Genomic DNA, 19,203 nt, shown 5'->3' with positions numbered 1-19,203 from the left:
CCTGCCTTTTAAGATCGCGGGCTCTGAGGCGACCGCGCTTCAGGTGAGCGAAAAATACGGTATTGGTATTCTATACCATAGTTCAGGTGCTGCACACGTTGCGCCATGAGCGCACACTTGCCTCGCTTCAGGTTCACTCCGGTGCCAGCGTGCGTCCCAATGCTGTTGCCTTCCAGCATCTGAACTCAGGCTCATGCTCAACAAGCCCAGCACGTGCCAGGCTATCCATTGTGGCGACATTGCAAACCCGCTTACAGTTGATGTGAACAGCTTGACCATTGGCCTGCTGTGCACTCCAGCCTTGGCTGATCCACTTCATAATCTCACGCTGCACTTTTGTGAGCTTTGCTATTGAACCTTGTGTAGGTTCGCCCGCCTCGACTGCTCGTGCGTCATCCATTGCTGCTACTCCTCAGCCGAGCATCGAGCGCTCAATGGCGGCCGAAAAACCTCGGCTGGCATCCTGGTTCGAATCGATGTAGATCCGTTTCTTTTTGAAGTTTCGTGGCAACCGATTATTTGGGGAGATTTTGGCCAAGTGAAGCGTCCAGTACTCGCGCCATTTTCCTTTGGGGCGCGTCATCTCTTCCAAAGCCATTCGGCCTACTACAGAGCGGCCAACGCCGCCTTTCGCGTGAATCAACAAATTGAGCATAGGGATCCTCTCCGAGTAATGAAGTCGATTATGCGTAAAACGGCAGCGCACAACAAGCAATATACTTCCCTGCCGATGAGTGCCACTCTAACCCATAGAGAAATATATTGCTTTACAGATAAGGAAGTATATTTCACAATCAGTCATCTCGAACCAACTGGGCTTGCTGGAACTCTATGACCATACTCGAAACACTCATCGAACAGGCTCGGCCGCTTGGGGTGATAGCAGAAATCGCTCTGTGCCCCTTCTACCGTCGCCAAGGCCGCGATGTCATCGATACCATTCGCCTTACCGGCTTGCCCGGAGTCTCCGCCAGTCGCTTGCAGCCAGTTGATGCTGCTGAAGCGCTTCGTCGAGTGCTCTCGGCGAACGTGGAGACCGACACCGTGCTGACTCCGCGCCCCTACTACGCCGGCCTCGACAATCAGGGTTACCCCCTAGTGAAGTTCGCGAGTGTCGTCGGTCACCTTCATTACACCCAGGTTCGCCAAGCACTCGATTTAGCCATGCCCGAAGTAGAGCAAAAGCTGAAGATGAAAGCTGTCGATCAATTACACTCAGCATTGCCCCTGTACGAATCCTTTGGCCTTAAGCGTTCTGAAATTCAAAGCAATCCGGATCTTGATCTGCTGCTCGGTTTCGGCTCCAGTGTCAGCCTCGACTTCGTACCAACCTACCAATCTTCGTTGGCAAGCTAACGTGTTGAGGCGGCATTACACATAACGCCTCAGCCACATCGCAGTGAAAGGGAAATGATGAACCAACAATTGGTTGATGAGTACTTGGAAGCGTTCAGGCAAGCAAACCCTGGCTTGCCCTTACCCACGGTTTCCTTCAGCCGAGGCCGGTACCGACTGAGCGGTAATGGAGTGGAGAAAGGTATGCGCGCGGCTGAAGTGGTGCGAATGCGCGATACATTGCGTCGACGCATTCGCACGGACTCTCGCCGGCCCAATCTCGAAGGGTTGACCACGCTCCAGCGCGATCACGTACTCCGCGTATTCCCTGAAACGCAGGCTTCAATGGCCGAGTACCTTCGCCTGGGCGCTGAAGTTTTTATCGTTCGACAAGATGAAGTTCCGGACGCTCCTCCTGTTGCGATTGCCGTGCTCTCAGATCCGACTTACTGGATTGATTGCCTTGAGTCAGAAGATGCAGCCTTGGCGCATGCAGAAATGCTTGGGTTGACGATTACCAGCGCTAGTAGCGCCGCACAATGACCCCTGCTGAATTGCGCATGATCACCGAGCTTGGAAAGAATGATTGCCGGCGTGTGATTGATGCCGCTCGCGCGAAGTGTTTGATCATGGAGTCCGTCGGCGGCTTCAGTGCCAACGGCGGTAGCTTGGATGATCCTAAGCGTCGGCGCTTCTCGCGCATAGCGCTATCGACTTTGCTGTCCAAGGGACTGATAGAGTTGCGCAAGGAAGTAGAAGGATCGCGCCCAGAGAAATGGTATGGGCTGAGTGCGCTTGGGTGGTCTGCCTATTCCGAGTCATGCACCGGTAGTTGCCCTCCTCGCTGAAGCACACCCATAAATTTAAGGCTAAGACGAGTCATTGAGAATGAGCCATATCACGCATCCGGAAGTGTTCACCAAAGCCATGTCACGCCATACCGCCGAGTTAATGGCTGGTGGCAACGGAACTCTGGAATACCTCAAGGCGTATCGAGATACCTACGAAGATCTTGCACGTGGAGAGCTCGGGGTGGCGGAGTACATTGCAACACTGGACAGAGCCGTCCTAAGCTGGGAATCGGGGCTAAAGCCAGATTTCAACGATATCGATATGCCCATGGGTGAAAAGCCGGTAACGCTTTATGAAAAGCTGGCGCAGTGCGTCACAAAATGGCGGCGAGGCATCAACTTGAAAGATGCTACACCCCAAGCGTTGGGTGTGTCCAGAGCGGTTGCCGGTGAACAAGCAAAGGGGAGGTTTTTCATGGAAGCCAAAGGCGACCCCGCTTTTTATCGTTCATTTGAGGAGCTAATGGCCCGGATTAAGAGCACTCACTCCGTCATCCAACCAGGTTCTGAATCGGCGACAGATCCAGAATGGCTTAGCCTTGCAGAGGCAGAGCACGGCGTGATGACGCCCGAAAAAGTTGATGCGGTTATCGAAAGCGATGCTGGCGCTAATCACCCGCTGATGAGAACGCTTCGAGGCGGTCAAGGCACGGAACTGGAGCGGAAGGTAGCCGTCCTTCACTACCTTATATTCGTGCCTGAGTAATCAGGCTCTGAAGACATTTCAAATAGGGCTACCACCCAACCAATGGGAAATATGTTTCTTTACATAATTGGAAATATGTTTCACCATGGTGCATGCACAATTCATGAGCAGGTTGGATCGATTGCTGACCGCCTGCTCGCCTTTCTGAATTTGACGTAGGGTTGGAGATTGAATGGCACGCATCAAAACCAATGGCGCAGAGGTGAAGAAATTCTGGAGCGACAACAATCCTCAATTCTGGCCAGCCACCTCCCATGTTGATGGTATGGCTTGGCAGGTCAATGGTGTGGAACAAGAGGATGTCGACGTTGAGAAGCTGTCTGATACTGACGTTGTTCACGTCGAGGGTGCGATCATCTGGGATGACGGCGATGCAGACTTCGCTGGCGTAATGAGAAAGTGGCGCAAGCTCGAAACGTACGTGTCCGTCGTTGTCGAGTTGCCGGTTGAGCACAAAGATGCGCTCGCCGAATTTGTAAAAGGTCTGAAGGGGAAGGTCTTAGGCGCTTGAGGCCTGGACGCTCTCGAATCTTGGCTCGACGGTATCACCGGAGTAATGACGTGGCCCTTATCGACTTGGCGCTGAAACGAGCTCTGATCGCTCACACCGGCCAGCTAGACAAGGCGGGCAAACCCTACATCCTCCACCCGCTGCGCCTCATGGCACGTTTCAACGATCCAATTGACCAGGCGGTCGCCGTGCTTCACGACGTCCTTGAGGACTCTGACACCACTGCTGGCGACCTGCGCCTCGACGGAATACCCGAAGAGGTAATTGAGGCGGTGGAATTATTAAGCCGTGGCAAAGGTGTGAGTTACAACGATTTCATCGAGCGCATCCGCCCTCACCCATTAGCTCGAAAGGTGAAGATGGCGGATCTCGAAGACAACCTCAACATATTGCGCCTGCCCAACCTTGGCGATGGTGATCAGCGTCGAATCACCAAATATTACCGAGCATGGCATCTGCTCGCCATGACCGAAAACAGGGAGCTCCCATGACACCTTCACAGAAGACGCGCTTTCAAAAAATCAGTCAGGACATGGCCGATTTATTGGACGAGCTGCACCAGGGTGCACACCCCGATACAGTTCTATTTCTGGAGGACGGTACCCCGGCACTTTACGACTGGCCTGCTGATGCGCCTAGACGCCCTGACAACCCTTTGGTCGAAGGTGCTTACTGGCATAAATCTGGGGGCGGCGGACTTTAGCCCCGCGCGGCGGCCCTACCCGAGCAGCGTTGGAACGCGCTGGATTGAGAGTCGGCGCGAAAAATATTCAGTTCAATTGATGCCTAGATCACACCTTGCCAACGTAAATTCCAGAACGCTGATACTCGCTCACCCAGAGGATAAATGATGTTCGTAGCCAAGCCTGACACGGCGCTGTGGTACGCCCAAGAAGAAAAGGGGCGTACAGGGCCCGACGCGCACTCGCACTATTGGTTCCGCATGCAACGCGATGAAGTGGCTAGATTGCTAAAACATCGGGACGCAAAGCCAACTGACACCCAGTTAAGCGCAGCCTCCAAACTCTTGGAGGGAATTACGGGCTTGGCTTGGCCTTCGGATCGAATCCAAGATCTCTTATGCCTGTATCCCAGGTTACGGATCGCCATCGCGTTCGAAAGTGACTTGGAGGTTGAACTCTCCAATGCAGCAGGCCATTTTTTCCTCGGAACCTCTTGGCCAACTTTTGGCGACAACATTGATGCAAAAGCTTGGTTGGCAGTGTTGCAACAGCAAGCGGTGCTGATGGGGTACACCAAAGTCAGTAGCAAGAAGCGCAGATAGTCAGCAATGCTACAGAAGCGGCAGGAGAAATATATTTCTTTACCCTTCAGGAAATATACTTCACTATAGGCAAGCGAAGTAACCCCAGAGTCCAAGCACTACGAGTTGCCTGGGTAGTTACGCGATATGCTACCTAAATTCTCGCCACCACTGAGCAGTTCCTTCCGTGCGCTCACCATCATGTAAGGGTCGTATCCATGAGTCAAAATTCCCAGCCGTCAACGCAAGACGTACGAACTTTCCAACCCGACTTGGATAATCTAATCGAACGCTTGCAAGCCATCCGAGAACAGGTTGGTGGCAAGACAAAAATAGCTGTAGCTGGATTCGAAACTCACACCACCAATTGGCTCGCTGAAGCTGACATGCTGGTTGTATGTCAAACGGATCCCCGCCCAGGTAACTCGACCATGGAAGGAAATTTGAGCCTCACAAAAAGTGGCCAGCCGACGGTCTGGCTTGGGTGGAGCCAGGACTACCGTTCCGAATGTTTTCTTCGGGCCGTTGAGGATCCTGACGAATTCGGTGTTGAAACTCTTTAGGCATGGGCATAGAGCGAGATGAAAGGATCGAGCATATACCTCTCAGCCAACGAGGTTGAAGCGTTGCATGCTGCTGCGAGTTATCTGGGCCAACTTATTGAGTCATCGTCAGGTGAGGTACCGGATCTGTTTTCGGCCAAAGAAGGCCTGCACACCATCATCGATAAAGCTGACAAAGCAAGGCAGGCAACCGGTCGGCGGGCAAGAGTCAAAAAAGCTTTGAAAGAACTCAGCGCGCAGGAATCAAAGATATGATTAACCCTTCAATGAAAATCTTGCTTACTGCTCTTGCGGCGGCATACGCCCTCACCGGCTGTGATGCTGCCAATGACCTGGCCACATTGATGATGAGCGACTATCCGTTGGCGAAGACCGCGGTGATCACGCCTGGCTACAAAATGAAAGTTGGTAACCAGGACGTTCCCGTGTTTGGTTCTGATATCTGCCCGTCCCCTAACGATGCAAGCGCGTGGGTCATAGCCGGCCCATACCCTCGTAACTCAACTTCAAGATCGTGCATCGTGATCGCACCCGAGACTAATTCCGTGAGGGTGCAGGTCGTTTTGCCACAGGGGCCGGAGACTGAAAACTGGACTGTCGTGCGCTCAGCTGATCGGATTATGCTCCGTCGAGCCAATGGCGAAATCATCGCGGCCGCGCATTGAAGTTTATCGCTTGAATGGCTTATGGATTTGCTACGCAGATTGACGTCGTGGCCAGCTCTGATTAAGAATAGGCCCGCAGCCCCATTATGACGTCCCACACCAGGCGACTAGAGCCGAAATGTCGTGTCATTTGGGGCTTTGTTATTTGCGCACCCCATCCCCGCTTCAACATTACTTGCCTGTTCGAAATCAACGGAACTCCCGCCATGGCAATGATCGACTGTGACAAGCTCAAGCCATTAAGCGATGAAGTTATGTCGGCACGTGCCGTATGGATAGTTGCCGCCGAAGCTCTTGATTCACTGCTGCTCGCCACGCAGGCGAAGGACGGGGCTGGTGATTATACCGAGGCTGTGAAGCTCGCCGCTGAGCGCTCCAGGTCAGCACGCGCTGACTACAATGATCTCGCCCGCCAATTGGCGAACCAGGTGCACACCCTGATCCTCCACGCGGAGCTTTCAGGGTAAACCTGAGCTTTCTCTTGCCGCTTAGACGGATTTTGAACCATCTCGCTGATGAGCTTTTGATTTGTTCTTGGCAATAGTGGCTTGGGTGTTCGCGATTGGATACCACTTTCCCAATTGCGAATCCCTGACCAATGCTTTTGGGCATCGGCTGCACTCGACGATGTGGTACCCCATACCCCGGTCAGGATGATTGATCGCCTCTTGAAGGTTGTGGCGGCCGAACAGGCATAGGATCTTCATCATCAAACGAACTCCGCCAAATTGAGTACGGGCATCTGCGTCGAAAGTCTGCGCAGCACTACTTCATCGGCATTGTCGAACATGCGTGTAGTGTGGATGCGAAAACGGTAATCCGAACCACCTCGTTTCAGGGCTACACAGTAGTCACGTGAACGTCGCTCGACGGGAGACACGTCATCGGTGCATTCAATCAAGTGGTGAGCACCCGCACTAGCCTTGGCCCCACTGTCACTCAGCACGATATCGCCATTCGTTTGCTCAATGATCTCCAAGGCAGATAGGGGCTTGAGCGTAACGACAGCCGGAAGTACCAAATCGAACGCCCCAGCCCACGGATCTGGTGGCTGTTCTAGTGTCCCCTCCATGAAGGCTTTGAAACCCTGCGGGGTCGACTTCAGCGCCTGGTACTCCAGCCACGCCTCTACGTCTTCCAATGATGCATACGCCGCTTTAAAGCCTACGGATGCAATGTATCGGGCCAAAGCTACAGCGTCCTGGTCAACAGATGGGCTAGGTACCAGGTGGGAATATAGATCCAACAGCGCACACCAACCAATGACAACCTTTGCCTGGGCGAGATCTGATTCGCAGACCATTGCAGCATTCGCATACTGCTGCCATGGTTCAATGCCAGGATGCAGGCGACCAGTGACTCCGTCTCCAAAATCCAGTACGCCGGTATCCCCCGGGAACAGTGTCGATATCGCAGTACCTATGACTGCGCTGGTCAACAGAGCGAAGGCTGCAAAATCCTGCCGGTGATGCAAAGAATAAAGCTTTGAACCAATCTTCAGCTCGTTCTGAAAAAGTGTGGCTTGCCCGACACGCACAGGGGCGAACGGGGTCTTATACATATTCGACGGCATTATCTCGATTCCTGTCTTCGTTCAAACCCTTCACGAGGGAGCGAACTTGGTTGACTGAGCAAATTACACCGCCGCAGCTTCGCCCAGTCGACTGACGGTGGCATTGAAAAGCCCTGGGTTAACACGATAGGCCTCCAGCAGACGGCATTCATCATCAGTCAGGGGCGCAATGGTTCGTGCACCAGAGAGCACAAACTGCACGTCCCCGCCCAGTTGGCTGAACCGATGAAGCACGTCGCCACTTGGAACACTTGCGCTGCGCTCATAGCGGCACCACATTTCACGTGATATCCCGCATTGATCCGCGATCTCCGCCTGGGTAAATCCAAGGCGCTGGCGCTCTTCCTTCAAACCCTGTGCATTAATCATAAACTCTCTCCTGGGTAATTAGCATGCCGGCGGCCAGGTGCTGCTGACCGCCTGCAACACGACGTTTTAGTTGGGACGGTGTAGAGCGAGCTCAGACTGTTCATCACAGTGAGTCTGGTAGCCCGCCAGCCAGTGACGCGCCAGGACATCTCCACCATCACCGACTGCAAAGCCTTCGATGAGGCGGCCGTACTCAGGGCATGAAGCTGGTGCACGTGAGTGATTGGCAGCGGCGGCCGAGTATCCAGCTGCACGTGCCAGGTTTGCTTTCTCAGCAGTGATCTTGGGGTGCTGAGGTGCTGGAATACACCACAATGCCCAATACTCGCCGTGGCGATCCTTATTCTTCACTGCCCAAACCAGGCGAACAGTGAAAGGAACTTGGAGCTCTCGACCGATGATGCTCGACTTGTACTTGCCGCGATCAAGCCTCTCCTTGGTGCACGCCGCCAGAGAGCCGTATTCGTCAGGCTGAAACAAGCTGTTGGCGATTTTGTTTTTCGCGTCGGTCGCGCTGAGAGCTATCATCGATTCCTGTCCTGGTAGGGTTACGACAGACACATAGGTATCCGTTTCGATGAGCCATTATGAAATATGCTTCACTTCAAAAGCAAGAAGTATATTTCCCGTGCCAACAAGCCCCACTCAGCGGTGAACCGAGCGACAGGTACGCAAGCTTCAATGCCTATGAGTACCCAGATCGCGCACAAATGGGAAATATATTGCTTTACATGTTGTGAAGCATGCTTCATATTTTCGCTATCGAATCAGCTACGGATCAACTGAAATGGGCCCAAACGTCGAATCAATCCGCAATGTAGGCGTTCGCCAGATCCGAGGGCGAGTTCCCGTTCAAGTCCGCAAAGAGTTGATGGGCGCGGTTAAAGCAGGAGAGCTTGGACGGCTGAAAAGAGACGGTTTGAAGCCGGAATTCTTTTTCCATCCTGAGAAAATTCAGGAAGCGATCGATCTGCAACAACGCGAAGCTGAGCACTCAATTGCACTTCTGAGTAAAGTCCTCGCATAGCTGCGCGGCCTTTGTCTCGCAGTACTTTTGACTGACATCAAATCAACTTTGGAGTAGGCGGATGACGATTCCAATTGCTGACATTCAACCATGCTCTGAAGGGATGAGCCGAGCTGTCGCTGCGCTTGAGTTCAGCGGAAAATTTCGCATCGGCGCTATTGCCATGCTCGATGATGAGCACCACGAATTGGTTGTGGAAGTACGTGACCTTTCTGACAAGACCCTAGACAGCAAGGCCTTTGCAATCTTCGTTTACGATGCGCCCGATGGCGCGGTGAAGTTCTCTGCCATTTTGAGCCATGAAGACTTCCCGACCGAGCAGCTCGATGCAGCACGCGAGGCCACGCGGATTGAAGCCGAGAACGTCGGGTATCCCATTATCTTGGCCGTAAGCGAAACAGGCAATTTGGAGCCGGAGCTCCTCGTGAAAAGCGAGGATCCCCTCACGTCCCTCGCATCAGCCTTTGATGCATTCGTGACCACTTCAATTTCCCTCGACGGAGTGTTTGAAGAGCTACTCCCGCTTCCATGAAGTGGGGCCCGCTGTATCAAGATACGCCCCCCCCAACAAAATGAGCAGAGCACAGGCTATGGCGCAGCAAATGTATCGTGTGGTTGAAGCAGTTTTTGAGGGGCGCTCCCGAATCGAGCGGGACATCGGCTGTACCTGGAAACCTGAAAAAGCGGCCAAAGCAGAGTTGAAAACGATGCAGCTCAAGGCCCCTAAAAAACTGCTTTCCATTCAGAAGAAGCCCTAGCTCAAGGAAGCATCATGAACCTGATTTTATGGACAGTCGCTCGATTCCCTTCCGGAATGTGGTGCGCGGGCGGGAAGGTATCAGACCCTGATTACTCGAAATGCGAGGTGTACCAGATCCCGGATGAAAACCGCGAGAAGGCGACTAAAAGAGCGCAGGGGATTCGTTCGCGCCTTGTGAAGACCGGAAGCCAGCTCCCGACTCAAGCCGCCCCGTATAAACTCGAAATCAGCGCCAAAGAGTGACCGCTCCAACAGGCCCCGGAAGCGGGGCGTTGCCAGTATCGTGGGCATAGCCGCCCATACAATCGAAGGAATGAATATGGGTACCGCTCAACAGACGACATCAGTGCAAACCCAAAAGGTTCTTCTGGAGAGGATCCGCTCTCGCCTCATCAAGCTCGGCGAGATCGACGATTTCGCCCAGGAACTTTTCCAGCTGCTGAACGTGGCGCAGCCTGAGGATCCCGAGATCACCCGACTGAAGCGAGAGATCTCGCAGCTGCGCCAACACAAAAACGAATACATGGAAGCAGCTACTGAGACCGCTGGCGCTCTGGAGCGTCAGATAGTTGAGCTGAGATCGTTGATCGTCGACATCGGCGCAGACCCAGCCGTCCTCAATATGAACGACGCGTTAACCGAACGCATGCAAGCGGCACTGTGTCGCCGAATTGCTACATCCCAGTCTGTAAAGCTGGGCCCAGACAGTAACGAAGATGCCGCCCTGGCGAACACCACATTGAAGGAATGCCCAGTTATGACCGGCACCCCGGACACAACCAAAGAACAACAGAACACCTGGACACGGGGCGGCCAAGCGAAGTCCTCTGATGCGACGGCGGTGGCCAAATTCCTGACATTCCAGACACCTAAGCAGAACCAGCCCAAGCAAGTGGGAAAAGAAAATCGATGAACTCGCTCGAACGTTCAATACGCCGGACGAATTGGGGATTACTGCTTTGTGGGTTGGCCAGCCTTATTACGTGGTGCGGAGTGATGCTTTACATCTGGACGCACCCATTCACTGGCCCGGATCTGCGCAACGAATTCAGTATGTTTCTGTCGCCTGTATTTGCTATCGGAATCACGTTTACTGCTTGGGGCGGCCTCGAATTGATTCGGGACGGCAAGAAGTCAGCCAATAGAAAACGGCCTTTGAACAAATTTTTCTTGTGGGCGGTGGTTGACCTTGTTCTCGCCCTTGTACTGATTGCCGAATTGGCTACTGCCTGCCTGGCAGATCTGTTGGGGCTGGAGGTTTTTGTCATCCCATTGACGCTATTTGCTCTGGGGTTAGTAGTGCTAGCCGGTCGTCAGCATTGGAGTAAATGGAAACAGCAGCAAGGATAGGAGAAAAGTGCCCATGCCTAAGCCCAGTACAAAAAGCGTAAAGATGGTAGCTCTGTGCCAATGGTTTGAACGCAATGCCGCGACCTATATGTGGGAGCCATTGGACAATGAAATCGTCCGTTGCCCTGCACTGGTGGGTCAAAGGAAGGTAACGGTCTGGCTACCCAAAGGTGCAAAAATTCAGCGGCGCTATGATTTCGCTAAGACCTCTCCTGAGGGTGGCCCATTGGTCATTCCACCGACTTACAAGCTCAACCACGCTTTCGGGCGGATGCACACTGCGCTAAAGGTGAAGTCCGATTTGATTGAGTTTGTTTTGGTGCCGGCAGATAACCAACCTGAATGAGAGGACAAGCAATTTGAAAAAGACTCGTGTAGTCGAAATCGTAGACGTTTTCTGCGATGTGTGTGGCGATGTGTGCGGTAACCACGCGGTTCACACCGATGCCAAGGGCAACGAGTTTCATGCGTGCCTGAAGTACAACGAGCAGCTGGGCAAGCAGTGCGCCACGGTTCTTGAGGAGCGCCTGTTTGCCGTCACGATTGTGAGCCGCACATCGGCGTGAGATCGAGGAATAGCGGCTGTGAGCGACCAGGACGAATTCACCCGCGTGGTGTAGGACGACTTATCGGCTCTAGTCCGACAACTAGCATCAGCTCACCGGACACAAAACTGCGCGGGAAGGAAGTTATTGACATGCTCGCGCTGAAAAACACCGCTGTATAGGAAATGTCATTTGGGCTGCCGCGTTGCCATCGTGACATTCCACCGACTTCGGCGCGGGGTGGGTTCTACCTCATCAGAACAGCAATATACTTCGCTCCTTCAAGCGCATTTTTAGTAACCGATAAATTTAGGCCCTAAAGCGACTTAATCCATAACTGCTGAGTTTTCTGAGATGCCCAAGGCCATGACTCGGTACACAGTGGAAACTGGCGCTCACAGACAGGAAATATATTGCTTTACTGAGTGTGAAATATGCTTCATATTAGAAGCATCAAAACACACATCGGATCGCAACATGAAACTCATCGAAAACAACCGCAAAGTTCGTGCCGCTGGCGTTGACGTAAACGGCATGCAGAAAACACCGGGACACGATGGCATGGTTTGGTCGTGCTCTGTTTATCTCGACGGGGCGAAGATCGGCGGTGTTCAAGAGGACGTGAATGGTGCAGGCCTGTGGGTCAATATCAGCCCAGAATGCCAAGCCAAATTTGTCTCCGCCCTCAAAGGTGTGGACTACCCGGTAAACGACTTGGCTTTTGAAGATTTGGGAATGACCTGCCCTGAGGAAGACACGGGCTATATCGAGTGGGTTGTGCCCAAAATCGTCAATGAACTTATGGCATTGAAGCCACTTAAGAAAAAGTGCAAAACCATGACTCTCTACCAGCTGAGCACGGATGAAGACGCCAATTACTGGTTTGTCTCAGAGCCATTTACGCCAGAATTGAAGGAACAACTTCAGGCAAAATATGATGTGAAGCTGTTTTTGAACGAAGCACTTGCAGAATTCTGACTGCAACGGCCCGCGATAGCGGGCCATTGCCGCCACCAATGTCAATCACCCCCACCGGAGGAGCTGTGGCTTCTATTCAATTTTTCATCCGCACCGACCACCCCGCCCGGCTGAAGGAATTTCTTGATAGAGCCCTCAACCTCAACATCGAGTTGGAGTCCATTGACGACATCAGGAGCTGGGAGTGGGCTGACGCAGACAAGTCGATCAGCGCGGTGGCCGGAGTGTATTGGCGTGGTTGGCGCGAGTGGTACACCTACACCGACACGCTGAGCTTCGACCATTGCCTCTACTTGGCATTGCTTGAATCATGCTCAAGCCTCTACACGGATATTCGAGAAAAACACAGCACCTACGTCGATACGGTCTGGATGCCCGGCGCTGGCGCTTGCTTTGATCGTTCAGCTTTCATCGCGCACCTTGAGAAATACCGATCCTCAACGGAATGGCGTGATGAAGAAGGAAATGTCCGACTGCCCTACCCGCAAGAAGTGGTAGACGCCGGTAAAGAAAAACCGGAATACGTCAGTCAGTTCAGAGTTGTTTCATGACCATCGGAGGGTGATGCAATGCGTTATGGAATCAGTGTAGCGATGCACTATTTGACCGGGAAAATTACTACGCACCATGCGATTCATGCGCTCCGGTTTAAACCGATAGCAGTGGCCAGTAAAGGCCGAGTCTGGATTATCGAACCCGGTTTCCAGATCTAAGCAAATTCCGGTGCCTGCCGACAGAACCTCGATCACGGGGTTTTGCCGGTAGGGATGAGATCTCCCCATCCCAAGCAAACAAGGAGCTGTATGAAAATGAAGGTCATAGCCCGCGTTGGATTGGCTTTGATAGCTGCCGCTGGTCTCTTTGCGGCGGTTGTGTCGGTTCAGATTTACAACACCATGAAACAGGACAAGGTCGCTCGGAACATGGCCATCGAGCAGTGGCTGGCGATCAATCCAGACGGCAACCACGTCGTCAACAGTTACAGAGCGTTGTGCGAGGGTGGGCCTACGGCAAGCACTTTTCGCTCTGGTGAGTCGTACCCGCTGACATTCGCTGAGTGCTCAGCCCAGGCTGGATCTGCGTCTTTGGCCCAGGCAATCGAACAGGCCTCCGCCACGGTAGTTGCGCCCGCACCACTGCGCTGGTTGTAAATCGCCCCTTTGAGCCGCCTGCGTTGGCCGCAGGCGGTTTCGCCGGGCCGACACAATCTATTCAAGATCCGGAGCCATGCCATGACGTTTCTCTCGCAACTTTTGATCGCATTACTATCCCGCCTGGGAGTAGCACAGAGTCTCGGATCTGCGCCGCACATGGCGATTGGGAGAATTTCGTCAGTGCGCAGACCCGAGGTAGTTGCACCGGAGAAAATCAGTACGCTCGAAGTTCGCAAGCCACTGTCACAAGATGAGTTCACCATGCTGCGCTCGCTTTTGAAGTTTGGCTCTTTGTTTGAAGGTGATAGTCCGTCCTGGCGCACCAATGGCCGTGGCAGATGGGATCGACACCTAAGCCGGTCTAAAGCGGTAGATGTTTGCGAGGATCTGATTCGACGGAACTTGGTGGAGTACAAGCCCGCTCACTGCTGCGCAGATCACGCAACGACGCACAGGGTGTTTTCATTGACGCCCAGTGGGCGCTCATTCATTGAGCAAGCGAATACCCCCAACCACCCAACTCACGCCAGGGCGATGCCGACTTCGCTCTCTCAGCTTTCCGGATCGCGAAATGAATATTTTTAACCCAAAAACTGCTCTGGATTTTGCCGCGAAGAAAGATGACGAACTTGTGGATGGTCTCCACTACTGGTTTGCCATCCAGCGTGATAGCAACGCCTTGCTGATCGAACACATCAACGCTCAGCCAAGCGAACGTCAGCTCGAAGACGCCCTTGCATACCTGGAAGAAACCACTGACTTGGCGTGGACAACTGCCCAAGTAACCATGCTCATCAGCCTTTATCCTCGCGCTCGGATAACTTTGGCTGCTGGCGGGACAGCCCACGAACAACTTGCATTTGCAGTGGCTCACTTCTTCCTCAATACCTCATGGCCGACTTATGGGGATAAGATGGACATGAGTGCATTTGTCGAGTTGCTCCAGCGGCAAGCAATGCTCATGGGGTTTCGCAAAGCGGCGTAAATGGGTTTTGCATGTAAAAGCAAAACAGGTCGCAAATTATTCAAGCGCCAGCAGACGCTGGTGATCACAACAGGTCTAGCCAATGACAGAAACATCACTCTCCAGACGTGATCCCTTCCCGCCTCTGCTGTTTACCGAGGGCGAGGGCCCTTGGCTGGTTTTCTGGAAGGATGAGCTCGTTGCCGAGGACACTGAGTGGGCAGAACTCGCCTCCCACTCCTGCAACGGATTCCGTTGCGATCATTTGGACGGCTATGTGATCCCGCTCACGCCTGAAACGCCCGCAGTCGCCGAGCTTTTAAAGGAGATCGCGTTGGAGGCTTTCTGCGTTGGCTGCGCCGCGCCAGATCTGGACTACGGCGTTGAACCTGAACATCCGACAGCCTTTTCCCGCTGGCTTGAGGATCGAGGGTTGGCAGCAGGTGAAATCTCGCTTCTGATGCAGGCTGTTTATCCATTGCAAGCCTCGGAAGCTGTGCTGCTGGCGCTCGGTTTACCTGGCGTTGTAATTCCACCAGGCGCACACCTTTTGGTTCTAGGCTGGAATTGCGATTGATGGAGTACACCGGTTCAAACCGGATGATCAAGACGAAGGAGCTAAGATGATGGGAAACGTGAATTCACCAAGCAACTTTGATATCGGACAGCAGGTTGAATGGGAGAGCCAATCCAACGGCACCAGCAGCCTAAAACAGGGCGTGGTGGTTTTGAGTGAGTCCGAAGCACGTAAGCGCTTGCCAAAGCAGCCACGCGTGTCAGGAAACCCTGTACGAGCCTCTCAACCGTTGTTTGCAGAACACTGACTTATGTTCGACGGAATTAGCTGGGGCGAAGGGCGTGTAATCGTCGAGGTGGCGTCCTTGAAGGGGGAGCCTGCCCTGTATATGCCAAGGCTGGGCAATCTGCGCGTGCTGGCCACTGACTGACACGCGAACGCTGACTTAAGGGGCGCTGGCCTCGCCCCTGAGCTGGAGCAAGTAGCATGAACGGTTTCAACGAATGGCTGTATCACAACGAAGGCGAACGTTACGAAGGGTTGCGCGAAGAGTTTTTCGAGGGTGGCGGTGAACCTGGAAATTTTTTGGACTGGGCGGAAGACAAGTACACCGCCGAGCAAAAGAAGAAAGTAGCTAGCAAGGCGGATTCGCCACCTACCAAATGGCCCAGCACCGGCATGCTCGTTGGTGTGGATGCTTTCAACACGGCTCTGTATCAGTACCGTGATGCGGCCGGTGAACTGGCCACCGCCCGGATCCAGGCTGAGCAAGTTAAAGGCGGGGATTATGACCAAGATGTGCGCGAACGCGTGTGCACCTTCCTTGTGTTGTGCGAACAACGTTTCGCAGAAGCAGCTCAGTTACTGGCTGAACAGGTCGACGCGGCGGTGGCGACCGCCGACACTCGAAACTGCGACTGACGGTGGCCACCAACGGCCAGCTTATGCGAGAAGGTGGTGCGCCGCATCGGCCTTCGATGCGAACAGATGGGCTACGTGCCGCCCTTCATAGAACAAGTCTTTATCGCCCGCCAGGCGCGCATCCTGAACGGTGTATCCCCGCGCCTCCAGATCTGCAATAGACAGCGGCTCTCTCGACCAACTGCGTTTGTCCCCAGTCACACAATAAAAACGTTCATCGTTCGCCATATAACCTCCGGGATGTAACAGGTCTGTGATGATTTGTTGTCCGCATTGCTGGCGCTCACCTGATCAGTAGGCAGTCGCCACGCAGTGACCATGACTCATTCGGTATTCACGCACCCGCTCATCACTCCAGTCGGCGAATTTTTCTTTCGCCTCCCGGATTTTGACTGGTAGGGGCATCGTGCCGAACACGCCGTAGTTTTTGTTGACTGTCTTAGTGCCAGTTGCCGTCGGTACCAGTACCAATTCTTTGTCCCGATGCTTTTCGAGCTTGGCGGCCTCAAGCCCAACCCAGACGTCCAGATGCTCGGCGTGGAATCGACGGAGGTACTCCAGCTCTTCAAGGCTCAGCCATGGGCAAGAACGGCAGTTGGATGGGATGGGGACGGGAAGCCCTTGGTTGGCGATGTACGCCTGACATGCAGCGCGATCCATACCGAGGTCAATCAGGGGGTAAATGTTGTGGATACTGTCGCGGTACCAGCGGTTTGGGTTTTTCGCCGGATCCGCAACCCTCCTCTCCTCCCCCTTGGCGATACCGATCATTACTTGGATCTTGCCGTGCATCATGGCGAACTCACGGATGCCCTTTTTGTGGTGACACTGAACGCCATACTTCTTGCTCAGCCAGTTCTCCAGAAACCGATAGATCGGCTGCAATTTGAGCCGGTCGGTGCAGGTTTTGGGAAACGCCTTGGAGCCGATGGTGTTCTTTGCCTGGAAGAAGTTCAGCAGACTTGTCCAGTCACCTTGGTGCCAGCCCTGATCAGCAGTAAGGAAATTGAACTCGATCCCGTGACTGGCGCACCGCTCGCGCATTTTTTCAACGTGGGCGTAGGTCTCGGGAAACTCATCCCCGGTGTCGCTCATCACCACCATGAAATCGCGAGGGGCGTAACGTTTCCGGAACGCCGGATCGTTGATGTACAGCTCAAGAAGCGCCGTCGAATCCTGCCCGCCGCCAAAGCTTAGGACAGTTAAGAGTGGCTCAGTTGCCGCAAAGAGATCCGGCTGCGCTTCCATAGCGTGAGCTGGCGCGGACTGGTCGGCCTCGGTCGTAACATTTGCTGGAGAACTTTGGGTAATAGTGCTCACGCGGCATTCCTTGAGTGTTTTTGAATATGGACTCAGCGGCCCATCGAATGACGCCATTGTGAAATATGCTTCACCATCAAATCAAGAAATATATTTCTCACTTGTGGATTGCCAGCAAGTGAAACATACTTCATACTCGTTTTCATCAAAACCCAATACCACCAACCATTCCGACACCGGCAGGAGCCTCCTGATGAATACCACCCAACCCAAAGTCGACGTAGCCAAAATCGCCAAGGAAGTGCATGACTACGAAGCCGCTGGCGCAACTGATAGCGAAATGGCAAATGCCTACGAGTTCGTCCGTGCCAATGCGGAAGCGGGCGGCTATGAGGATGAACTCGAACTCGCGCTACAGCGCATGACGTTCTCCAAAGCGTTGTCCTCGTACCGAGGGCTGTTGGATAGCAAGCCTGGGCACGCACTCAAGATTGGAGAAGACAGCGCGGCGCTCATTGTTGAAGGGCGTCTGTGTGCTGCTCACATCCATGCTCAACCCGCTGGTTTCAAACTGGGCAAGGCTTTTGAATTTGATGAGAGCGGCTGGGACAGCGACAACGAATGCTGGGACAACGACATCAGCACCATTGCCACAACTAAATACATCAAGAACCCTGAATATCTCCCGCTCGCCTAATTCAGCGCAGCTGGCCACCGCCGCCCTCGGAGGACACTCCTATGTTCAAGCATGTGATCGGTGTCAATGATCCTAAGCCCGCTGAGCGCCCTGCCAGCGGCATGAAGTGGGTTCGAATGAAAGGAGGCCCCCGCGATGGCCAGTGGGTTCAAAAGCCCAAGTAGGCGTACTCGACGTCAAAACCGAGCCCCGGCCAACCGGGGCTAGATCAGTAATCGGCCGCTAGCGTGCCGGCCCATAAACCAAGATTGGATAACCGCCTCATGAGTATGAGCGTCGCAGTAGATACAGTAGAAAAAGGTGACAGAGTCGAACTGTGGATCGGGGAGGCTCCCCAAGTCTGGGTGATCGATGGAATCACTGAAGGAGGCGCGACACGAACTTTCCACGTTCGCGTCAGCAACCAGACGATGGAGCTGTTCGTGCAGCGCGGCCAGACAGTAACCCTGATGGCGTAATTCATCAGTGCGAAATTTGACTACCGCCGCCCTGCCACCCTTCATTGGGGGTTTGGCAGTCAAGCACTCACATTTTGGAGGTTCCAATGGACGCAGCGTTGATGTTTAAACAGGCATGCCGCCTGCACCTTGACCACGCAATCCATCGTTACTTGATGAGCAATGCAGCAGGCCGACTCAACGGCGCAGAGAAAGCAACGCGCCACATCGAGTTGTGCACTTTCTACGTGGCAACGGTGCGGGGTGTTGATGATCTGGACACCGTCCGGCGTAGCGTTGGCGGCGAGGCTGACTACCAGGCTGTGCACCGCGCTACTCAAGCCTTAACCGACCATTTGGACGAAGTTATTGGCTTTCCGCTTGAGGGCCGCCCGGATTACGGCGCACTCGCTCCAAAGTTCTTCGAACACTTCCATGAACTCGCCATGAAAGCCCTTGGCATCACTCAACTACATGATCCAGCGCAATCACCTCTGCCGGAGAGCCGTCCATGAGAATCATCACACTGGCAGCGTTGATAATGCTGGTCGCCGGTATCGCTCTACTGGACGTCATTCTCGGTGCGCTGGGCGTTTCAGCGCTTGCTTTTACTGCGGCATCCGCGCTGGCCGACAACCTGCCGCCGGAAACCCTAAGCCCATCACTCAACAGTCGCTCCTAGGGCATCTCCCAATAGTTTAGGATGCCGCGCCTGGCTTGACGCATGACGCGAATCCACCGGCTACTCAGGCCTAC

Annotated in this window: 38 protein-coding genes; 30 read left to right on the top strand and 8 right to left on the bottom strand. The window is 53.8% G+C overall.

The features are described from left to right. Nucleotides 1-133: 133 nt before the first annotated feature. Together ACIQY3_RS12325 and ACIQY3_RS12320 are read right to left on the bottom strand one after the other, a co-directional pair. The gene (locus ACIQY3_RS12325; protein WP_403019667.1) at nucleotides 134-400 is read right to left on the bottom strand and encodes a hypothetical protein; all 267 of its coding nucleotides are present in this window, start codon (nucleotides 398-400) and stop codon (nucleotides 134-136) included. A gap of 12 nt (nucleotides 401-412) precedes the next feature. Continuing rightward, nucleotides 413-655: a hypothetical protein gene (locus tag ACIQY3_RS12320; RefSeq protein WP_403019666.1), complete on the bottom strand. Its 243-nt coding sequence runs from the start codon at nucleotides 653-655 to the stop codon at nucleotides 413-415. A 176-nt stretch (nucleotides 656-831) separates the two neighbouring features. Here ACIQY3_RS12320 and ACIQY3_RS12315 point away from each other — a divergent pair, with 176 nt between their 5' ends. From ACIQY3_RS12315 to ACIQY3_RS12265, 11 genes are all read left to right on the top strand, one after another. Continuing rightward, on the top strand, nucleotides 832-1,356 hold the full coding sequence (locus tag ACIQY3_RS12315; protein ID WP_403019664.1) for a hypothetical protein: 525 nt from the start codon (nucleotides 832-834) through the stop codon (nucleotides 1,354-1,356). 54 nt (nucleotides 1,357-1,410) lie between these two features. Beyond that, a complete protein-coding gene (locus ACIQY3_RS12310) occupies nucleotides 1,411-1,878 on the top strand; it encodes a hypothetical protein (RefSeq protein WP_403019663.1) in 468 nt (155 codons plus the stop codon). 345 nt (nucleotides 1,879-2,223) lie between these two features. Continuing rightward, on the top strand, nucleotides 2,224-2,892 hold the full coding sequence (locus ACIQY3_RS12305; protein ID WP_403019662.1) for a hypothetical protein: 669 nt from the start codon (nucleotides 2,224-2,226) through the stop codon (nucleotides 2,890-2,892). A 172-nt stretch (nucleotides 2,893-3,064) separates the two neighbouring features. Further along, nucleotides 3,065-3,403 carry a hypothetical protein gene (locus ACIQY3_RS12300; RefSeq protein WP_403019660.1) on the top strand — a complete coding sequence of 113 codons (339 nt, stop codon included), beginning with the start codon at nucleotides 3,065-3,067 and terminating at the stop codon, nucleotides 3,401-3,403. Between the two features lie 50 nt (nucleotides 3,404-3,453). Beyond that, the gene (locus ACIQY3_RS12295; RefSeq protein ID WP_403019659.1) at nucleotides 3,454-3,894 is read left to right on the top strand and encodes a GTP pyrophosphokinase; all 441 of its coding nucleotides are present in this window, start codon (nucleotides 3,454-3,456) and stop codon (nucleotides 3,892-3,894) included. Continuing rightward, nucleotides 3,891-4,106, top strand: a complete 216-nt coding sequence (locus ACIQY3_RS12290) for a hypothetical protein (protein WP_403019658.1) — start codon at nucleotides 3,891-3,893, stop codon at nucleotides 4,104-4,106. The genes ACIQY3_RS12295 and ACIQY3_RS12290 overlap by 4 nt, the downstream gene beginning before the upstream one ends. A 144-nt stretch (nucleotides 4,107-4,250) precedes the next feature. Further along, entirely contained in the window at nucleotides 4,251-4,688 is a 438-nt protein-coding gene (locus ACIQY3_RS12285) for a hypothetical protein (protein ID WP_403019656.1), read from the top strand. A gap of 197 nt (nucleotides 4,689-4,885) precedes the next feature. Continuing rightward, a complete protein-coding gene (locus ACIQY3_RS12280; protein ID WP_403019655.1) occupies nucleotides 4,886-5,230 on the top strand; it encodes a hypothetical protein in 345 nt (114 codons plus the stop codon). An 18-nt stretch (nucleotides 5,231-5,248) separates the two neighbouring features. Then, nucleotides 5,249-5,485, top strand: a complete 237-nt coding sequence (locus ACIQY3_RS12275; protein WP_403019653.1) for a hypothetical protein — start codon at nucleotides 5,249-5,251, stop codon at nucleotides 5,483-5,485. Continuing rightward, on the top strand, nucleotides 5,482-5,895 hold the full coding sequence (locus ACIQY3_RS12270; protein WP_403019651.1) for a hypothetical protein: 414 nt from the start codon (nucleotides 5,482-5,484) through the stop codon (nucleotides 5,893-5,895). The genes ACIQY3_RS12275 and ACIQY3_RS12270 overlap by 4 nt, the downstream gene beginning before the upstream one ends. A gap of 206 nt (nucleotides 5,896-6,101) precedes the next feature. Further along, nucleotides 6,102-6,362, top strand: coding sequence for a hypothetical protein (locus tag ACIQY3_RS12265; protein ID WP_403019649.1), 261 nt, complete (start codon nucleotides 6,102-6,104; stop codon nucleotides 6,360-6,362). Between the two features lie 21 nt (nucleotides 6,363-6,383). Here the strand turns inward: ACIQY3_RS12265 and ACIQY3_RS12260 are convergent, their stop codons facing one another. The 4 genes from ACIQY3_RS12260 to ACIQY3_RS12245 all read right to left on the bottom strand — a co-directional run bounded on the left by ACIQY3_RS12260 (nucleotide 6,384) and on the right by ACIQY3_RS12245 (nucleotide 8,365). After that, nucleotides 6,384-6,605 carry a hypothetical protein gene (locus tag ACIQY3_RS12260; protein WP_403019647.1) on the bottom strand — a complete coding sequence of 74 codons (222 nt, stop codon included), beginning with the start codon at nucleotides 6,603-6,605 and terminating at the stop codon, nucleotides 6,384-6,386. Continuing rightward, complete coding sequence (locus ACIQY3_RS12255; RefSeq protein ID WP_403019645.1) at nucleotides 6,605-7,468, bottom strand: hypothetical protein; 864 nt, start codon at nucleotides 7,466-7,468, stop codon at nucleotides 6,605-6,607. Before ACIQY3_RS12255 ends, ACIQY3_RS12260 begins: the two co-directional genes overlap by 1 nt. Before the next feature lie 63 nt (nucleotides 7,469-7,531). Next, nucleotides 7,532-7,837 (bottom strand): helix-turn-helix domain-containing protein, encoded by a 306-nt coding sequence (locus tag ACIQY3_RS12250; protein ID WP_403019644.1) that lies wholly within the window; start codon nucleotides 7,835-7,837, stop codon nucleotides 7,532-7,534. A 66-nt stretch (nucleotides 7,838-7,903) separates the two neighbouring features. Then, the gene (locus tag ACIQY3_RS12245; RefSeq protein WP_403019642.1) at nucleotides 7,904-8,365 is read right to left on the bottom strand and encodes a hypothetical protein; all 462 of its coding nucleotides are present in this window, start codon (nucleotides 8,363-8,365) and stop codon (nucleotides 7,904-7,906) included. Nucleotides 8,366-8,624: 259 nt separating this feature from the next. Here ACIQY3_RS12245 and ACIQY3_RS12240 point away from each other — a divergent pair, with 259 nt between their 5' ends. The 15 genes from ACIQY3_RS12240 (at nucleotide 8,625) to ACIQY3_RS12170 (ending at nucleotide 16,053) form a co-directional block, all read left to right on the top strand. Then, a complete protein-coding gene (locus tag ACIQY3_RS12240) occupies nucleotides 8,625-8,864 on the top strand; it encodes a hypothetical protein (RefSeq protein ID WP_403019640.1) in 240 nt (79 codons plus the stop codon). 61 nt (nucleotides 8,865-8,925) lie between these two features. Next, nucleotides 8,926-9,396 (top strand): hypothetical protein, encoded by a 471-nt coding sequence (locus ACIQY3_RS12235; RefSeq protein ID WP_403019639.1) that lies wholly within the window; start codon nucleotides 8,926-8,928, stop codon nucleotides 9,394-9,396. 58 nt (nucleotides 9,397-9,454) lie between these two features. Next, on the top strand, nucleotides 9,455-9,622 hold the full coding sequence (locus tag ACIQY3_RS12230) for a hypothetical protein (protein ID WP_403019637.1): 168 nt from the start codon (nucleotides 9,455-9,457) through the stop codon (nucleotides 9,620-9,622). Between the two features lie 14 nt (nucleotides 9,623-9,636). Next, nucleotides 9,637-9,867, top strand: coding sequence for a hypothetical protein (locus tag ACIQY3_RS12225; RefSeq protein ID WP_403019635.1), 231 nt, complete (start codon nucleotides 9,637-9,639; stop codon nucleotides 9,865-9,867). A gap of 76 nt (nucleotides 9,868-9,943) precedes the next feature. Further along, entirely contained in the window at nucleotides 9,944-10,537 is a 594-nt protein-coding gene (locus ACIQY3_RS12220) for a hypothetical protein (protein WP_403019633.1), read from the top strand. Beyond that, complete coding sequence (locus tag ACIQY3_RS12215) at nucleotides 10,534-10,974, top strand: hypothetical protein (RefSeq protein ID WP_403019632.1); 441 nt, start codon at nucleotides 10,534-10,536, stop codon at nucleotides 10,972-10,974. Before ACIQY3_RS12220 ends, ACIQY3_RS12215 begins: the two co-directional genes overlap by 4 nt. A gap of 13 nt (nucleotides 10,975-10,987) precedes the next feature. Further along, nucleotides 10,988-11,320, top strand: a complete 333-nt coding sequence (locus tag ACIQY3_RS12210) for a hypothetical protein (RefSeq protein ID WP_403019631.1) — start codon at nucleotides 10,988-10,990, stop codon at nucleotides 11,318-11,320. Nucleotides 11,321-11,333: 13 nt separating this feature from the next. Next, nucleotides 11,334-11,540 (top strand): hypothetical protein, encoded by a 207-nt coding sequence (locus ACIQY3_RS12205; protein WP_403019630.1) that lies wholly within the window; start codon nucleotides 11,334-11,336, stop codon nucleotides 11,538-11,540. A 456-nt stretch (nucleotides 11,541-11,996) separates the two neighbouring features. Continuing rightward, the gene (locus tag ACIQY3_RS12200) at nucleotides 11,997-12,497 is read left to right on the top strand and encodes a hypothetical protein (RefSeq protein WP_403019629.1); all 501 of its coding nucleotides are present in this window, start codon (nucleotides 11,997-11,999) and stop codon (nucleotides 12,495-12,497) included. A 65-nt stretch (nucleotides 12,498-12,562) separates the two neighbouring features. Continuing rightward, nucleotides 12,563-13,048 carry a hypothetical protein gene (locus ACIQY3_RS12195; RefSeq protein ID WP_403019628.1) on the top strand — a complete coding sequence of 162 codons (486 nt, stop codon included), beginning with the start codon at nucleotides 12,563-12,565 and terminating at the stop codon, nucleotides 13,046-13,048. 252 nt (nucleotides 13,049-13,300) lie between these two features. Next, complete coding sequence (locus ACIQY3_RS12190) at nucleotides 13,301-13,648, top strand: hypothetical protein (protein WP_403019627.1); 348 nt, start codon at nucleotides 13,301-13,303, stop codon at nucleotides 13,646-13,648. 574 nt (nucleotides 13,649-14,222) lie between these two features. After that, a complete protein-coding gene (locus ACIQY3_RS12185; protein ID WP_403019626.1) occupies nucleotides 14,223-14,636 on the top strand; it encodes a hypothetical protein in 414 nt (137 codons plus the stop codon). 82 nt (nucleotides 14,637-14,718) lie between these two features. After that, nucleotides 14,719-15,192, top strand: coding sequence for a hypothetical protein (locus tag ACIQY3_RS12180; protein ID WP_403019625.1), 474 nt, complete (start codon nucleotides 14,719-14,721; stop codon nucleotides 15,190-15,192). Between the two features lie 46 nt (nucleotides 15,193-15,238). Then, nucleotides 15,239-15,439, top strand: a complete 201-nt coding sequence (locus ACIQY3_RS12175) for a hypothetical protein (protein WP_403019624.1) — start codon at nucleotides 15,239-15,241, stop codon at nucleotides 15,437-15,439. A gap of 179 nt (nucleotides 15,440-15,618) precedes the next feature. Further along, nucleotides 15,619-16,053 carry a hypothetical protein gene (locus ACIQY3_RS12170; RefSeq protein WP_403019622.1) on the top strand — a complete coding sequence of 145 codons (435 nt, stop codon included), beginning with the start codon at nucleotides 15,619-15,621 and terminating at the stop codon, nucleotides 16,051-16,053. A 21-nt stretch (nucleotides 16,054-16,074) separates the two neighbouring features. Here ACIQY3_RS12170 and ACIQY3_RS12165 read toward each other — a convergent pair whose 3' ends face one another. After that, on the bottom strand, nucleotides 16,075-16,281 hold the full coding sequence (locus ACIQY3_RS12165; RefSeq protein WP_403019621.1) for a hypothetical protein: 207 nt from the start codon (nucleotides 16,279-16,281) through the stop codon (nucleotides 16,075-16,077). 63 nt (nucleotides 16,282-16,344) lie between these two features. Then, on the bottom strand, nucleotides 16,345-17,373 hold the full coding sequence (locus ACIQY3_RS12160; protein WP_403019620.1) for a phosphoadenosine phosphosulfate reductase family protein: 1,029 nt from the start codon (nucleotides 17,371-17,373) through the stop codon (nucleotides 16,345-16,347). Between the two features lie 193 nt (nucleotides 17,374-17,566). Here ACIQY3_RS12160 and ACIQY3_RS12155 point away from each other — a divergent pair, with 193 nt between their 5' ends. The 4 genes from ACIQY3_RS12155 to ACIQY3_RS12140 all read left to right on the top strand — a co-directional run bounded on the left by ACIQY3_RS12155 (nucleotide 17,567) and on the right by ACIQY3_RS12140 (nucleotide 19,129). Further along, complete coding sequence (locus tag ACIQY3_RS12155) at nucleotides 17,567-18,010, top strand: hypothetical protein (RefSeq protein WP_403019619.1); 444 nt, start codon at nucleotides 17,567-17,569, stop codon at nucleotides 18,008-18,010. Between the two features lie 263 nt (nucleotides 18,011-18,273). After that, nucleotides 18,274-18,468: a hypothetical protein gene (locus tag ACIQY3_RS12150; RefSeq protein ID WP_403019618.1), complete on the top strand. Its 195-nt coding sequence runs from the start codon at nucleotides 18,274-18,276 to the stop codon at nucleotides 18,466-18,468. Between the two features lie 86 nt (nucleotides 18,469-18,554). Continuing rightward, nucleotides 18,555-18,962 carry a hypothetical protein gene (locus ACIQY3_RS12145; RefSeq protein ID WP_403019616.1) on the top strand — a complete coding sequence of 136 codons (408 nt, stop codon included), beginning with the start codon at nucleotides 18,555-18,557 and terminating at the stop codon, nucleotides 18,960-18,962. Next, nucleotides 18,959-19,129 carry a hypothetical protein gene (locus ACIQY3_RS12140; protein ID WP_403019614.1) on the top strand — a complete coding sequence of 57 codons (171 nt, stop codon included), beginning with the start codon at nucleotides 18,959-18,961 and terminating at the stop codon, nucleotides 19,127-19,129. Before ACIQY3_RS12145 ends, ACIQY3_RS12140 begins: the two co-directional genes overlap by 4 nt. Nucleotides 19,130-19,203 lie beyond the last annotated feature (74 nt).

This window comes from Pseudomonas sp. NPDC096950, from assembly GCF_044762525.1.
GTDB lineage: Bacteria > Pseudomonadota > Gammaproteobacteria > Pseudomonadales > Pseudomonadaceae > Aquipseudomonas.
Note: the sequence above shows the minus strand (reverse complement) of the source record. Positions and strands in the feature narration are given on the sequence as shown.

What these genes read in the sequence shown, in the direction of transcription:
- ACIQY3_RS12325 (WP_403019667.1), bottom strand. Translation starts at nt 400, where the DNA reads ATGGATGACGCACGAGCAGTCGAGGCGGGCGAACCTACACAAGGTTCA.
- ACIQY3_RS12320 (WP_403019666.1), bottom strand. Translation starts at nt 655, where the DNA reads ATGCTCAATTTGTTGATTCACGCGAAAGGCGGCGTTGGCCGCTCTGTA.
- ACIQY3_RS12315 (WP_403019664.1), top strand. Translation starts at nt 832, where the DNA reads ATGACCATACTCGAAACACTCATCGAACAGGCTCGGCCGCTTGGGGTG.
- ACIQY3_RS12310 (WP_403019663.1), top strand. Translation starts at nt 1,411, where the DNA reads ATGATGAACCAACAATTGGTTGATGAGTACTTGGAAGCGTTCAGGCAA.
- ACIQY3_RS12305 (WP_403019662.1), top strand. Translation starts at nt 2,224, where the DNA reads ATGAGCCATATCACGCATCCGGAAGTGTTCACCAAAGCCATGTCACGC.
- ACIQY3_RS12300 (WP_403019660.1), top strand. Translation starts at nt 3,065, where the DNA reads ATGGCACGCATCAAAACCAATGGCGCAGAGGTGAAGAAATTCTGGAGC.
- ACIQY3_RS12290 (WP_403019658.1), top strand. Translation starts at nt 3,891, where the DNA reads ATGACACCTTCACAGAAGACGCGCTTTCAAAAAATCAGTCAGGACATG.
- ACIQY3_RS12285 (WP_403019656.1), top strand. Translation starts at nt 4,251, where the DNA reads ATGATGTTCGTAGCCAAGCCTGACACGGCGCTGTGGTACGCCCAAGAA.
- ACIQY3_RS12280 (WP_403019655.1), top strand. Translation starts at nt 4,886, where the DNA reads ATGAGTCAAAATTCCCAGCCGTCAACGCAAGACGTACGAACTTTCCAA.
- ACIQY3_RS12275 (WP_403019653.1), top strand. Translation starts at nt 5,249, where the DNA reads ATGAAAGGATCGAGCATATACCTCTCAGCCAACGAGGTTGAAGCGTTG.
- ACIQY3_RS12270 (WP_403019651.1), top strand. Translation starts at nt 5,482, where the DNA reads ATGATTAACCCTTCAATGAAAATCTTGCTTACTGCTCTTGCGGCGGCA.
- ACIQY3_RS12265 (WP_403019649.1), top strand. Translation starts at nt 6,102, where the DNA reads ATGGCAATGATCGACTGTGACAAGCTCAAGCCATTAAGCGATGAAGTT.
- ACIQY3_RS12260 (WP_403019647.1), bottom strand. Translation starts at nt 6,605, where the DNA reads ATGATGAAGATCCTATGCCTGTTCGGCCGCCACAACCTTCAAGAGGCG.
- ACIQY3_RS12255 (WP_403019645.1), bottom strand. Translation starts at nt 7,468, where the DNA reads ATGCCGTCGAATATGTATAAGACCCCGTTCGCCCCTGTGCGTGTCGGG.
- ACIQY3_RS12250 (WP_403019644.1), bottom strand. Translation starts at nt 7,837, where the DNA reads ATGATTAATGCACAGGGTTTGAAGGAAGAGCGCCAGCGCCTTGGATTT.
- ACIQY3_RS12245 (WP_403019642.1), bottom strand. Translation starts at nt 8,365, where the DNA reads ATGATAGCTCTCAGCGCGACCGACGCGAAAAACAAAATCGCCAACAGC.
- ACIQY3_RS12240 (WP_403019640.1), top strand. Translation starts at nt 8,625, where the DNA reads ATGGGCCCAAACGTCGAATCAATCCGCAATGTAGGCGTTCGCCAGATC.
- ACIQY3_RS12235 (WP_403019639.1), top strand. Translation starts at nt 8,926, where the DNA reads ATGACGATTCCAATTGCTGACATTCAACCATGCTCTGAAGGGATGAGC.
- ACIQY3_RS12230 (WP_403019637.1), top strand. Translation starts at nt 9,455, where the DNA reads ATGGCGCAGCAAATGTATCGTGTGGTTGAAGCAGTTTTTGAGGGGCGC.
- ACIQY3_RS12225 (WP_403019635.1), top strand. Translation starts at nt 9,637, where the DNA reads ATGAACCTGATTTTATGGACAGTCGCTCGATTCCCTTCCGGAATGTGG.
- ACIQY3_RS12220 (WP_403019633.1), top strand. Translation starts at nt 9,944, where the DNA reads ATGGGTACCGCTCAACAGACGACATCAGTGCAAACCCAAAAGGTTCTT.
- ACIQY3_RS12215 (WP_403019632.1), top strand. Translation starts at nt 10,534, where the DNA reads ATGAACTCGCTCGAACGTTCAATACGCCGGACGAATTGGGGATTACTG.
- ACIQY3_RS12210 (WP_403019631.1), top strand. Translation starts at nt 10,988, where the DNA reads ATGCCTAAGCCCAGTACAAAAAGCGTAAAGATGGTAGCTCTGTGCCAA.
- ACIQY3_RS12200 (WP_403019629.1), top strand. Translation starts at nt 11,997, where the DNA reads ATGAAACTCATCGAAAACAACCGCAAAGTTCGTGCCGCTGGCGTTGAC.
- ACIQY3_RS12190 (WP_403019627.1), top strand. Translation starts at nt 13,301, where the DNA reads ATGAAAATGAAGGTCATAGCCCGCGTTGGATTGGCTTTGATAGCTGCC.
- ACIQY3_RS12185 (WP_403019626.1), top strand. Translation starts at nt 14,223, where the DNA reads ATGAATATTTTTAACCCAAAAACTGCTCTGGATTTTGCCGCGAAGAAA.
- ACIQY3_RS12180 (WP_403019625.1), top strand. Translation starts at nt 14,719, where the DNA reads ATGACAGAAACATCACTCTCCAGACGTGATCCCTTCCCGCCTCTGCTG.
- ACIQY3_RS12175 (WP_403019624.1), top strand. Translation starts at nt 15,239, where the DNA reads ATGATGGGAAACGTGAATTCACCAAGCAACTTTGATATCGGACAGCAG.
- ACIQY3_RS12170 (WP_403019622.1), top strand. Translation starts at nt 15,619, where the DNA reads ATGAACGGTTTCAACGAATGGCTGTATCACAACGAAGGCGAACGTTAC.
- ACIQY3_RS12165 (WP_403019621.1), bottom strand. Translation starts at nt 16,281, where the DNA reads ATGGCGAACGATGAACGTTTTTATTGTGTGACTGGGGACAAACGCAGT.
- ACIQY3_RS12155 (WP_403019619.1), top strand. Translation starts at nt 17,567, where the DNA reads ATGAATACCACCCAACCCAAAGTCGACGTAGCCAAAATCGCCAAGGAA.
- ACIQY3_RS12150 (WP_403019618.1), top strand. Translation starts at nt 18,274, where the DNA reads ATGAGTATGAGCGTCGCAGTAGATACAGTAGAAAAAGGTGACAGAGTC.
- ACIQY3_RS12145 (WP_403019616.1), top strand. Translation starts at nt 18,555, where the DNA reads ATGGACGCAGCGTTGATGTTTAAACAGGCATGCCGCCTGCACCTTGAC.
- ACIQY3_RS12140 (WP_403019614.1), top strand. Translation starts at nt 18,959, where the DNA reads ATGAGAATCATCACACTGGCAGCGTTGATAATGCTGGTCGCCGGTATC.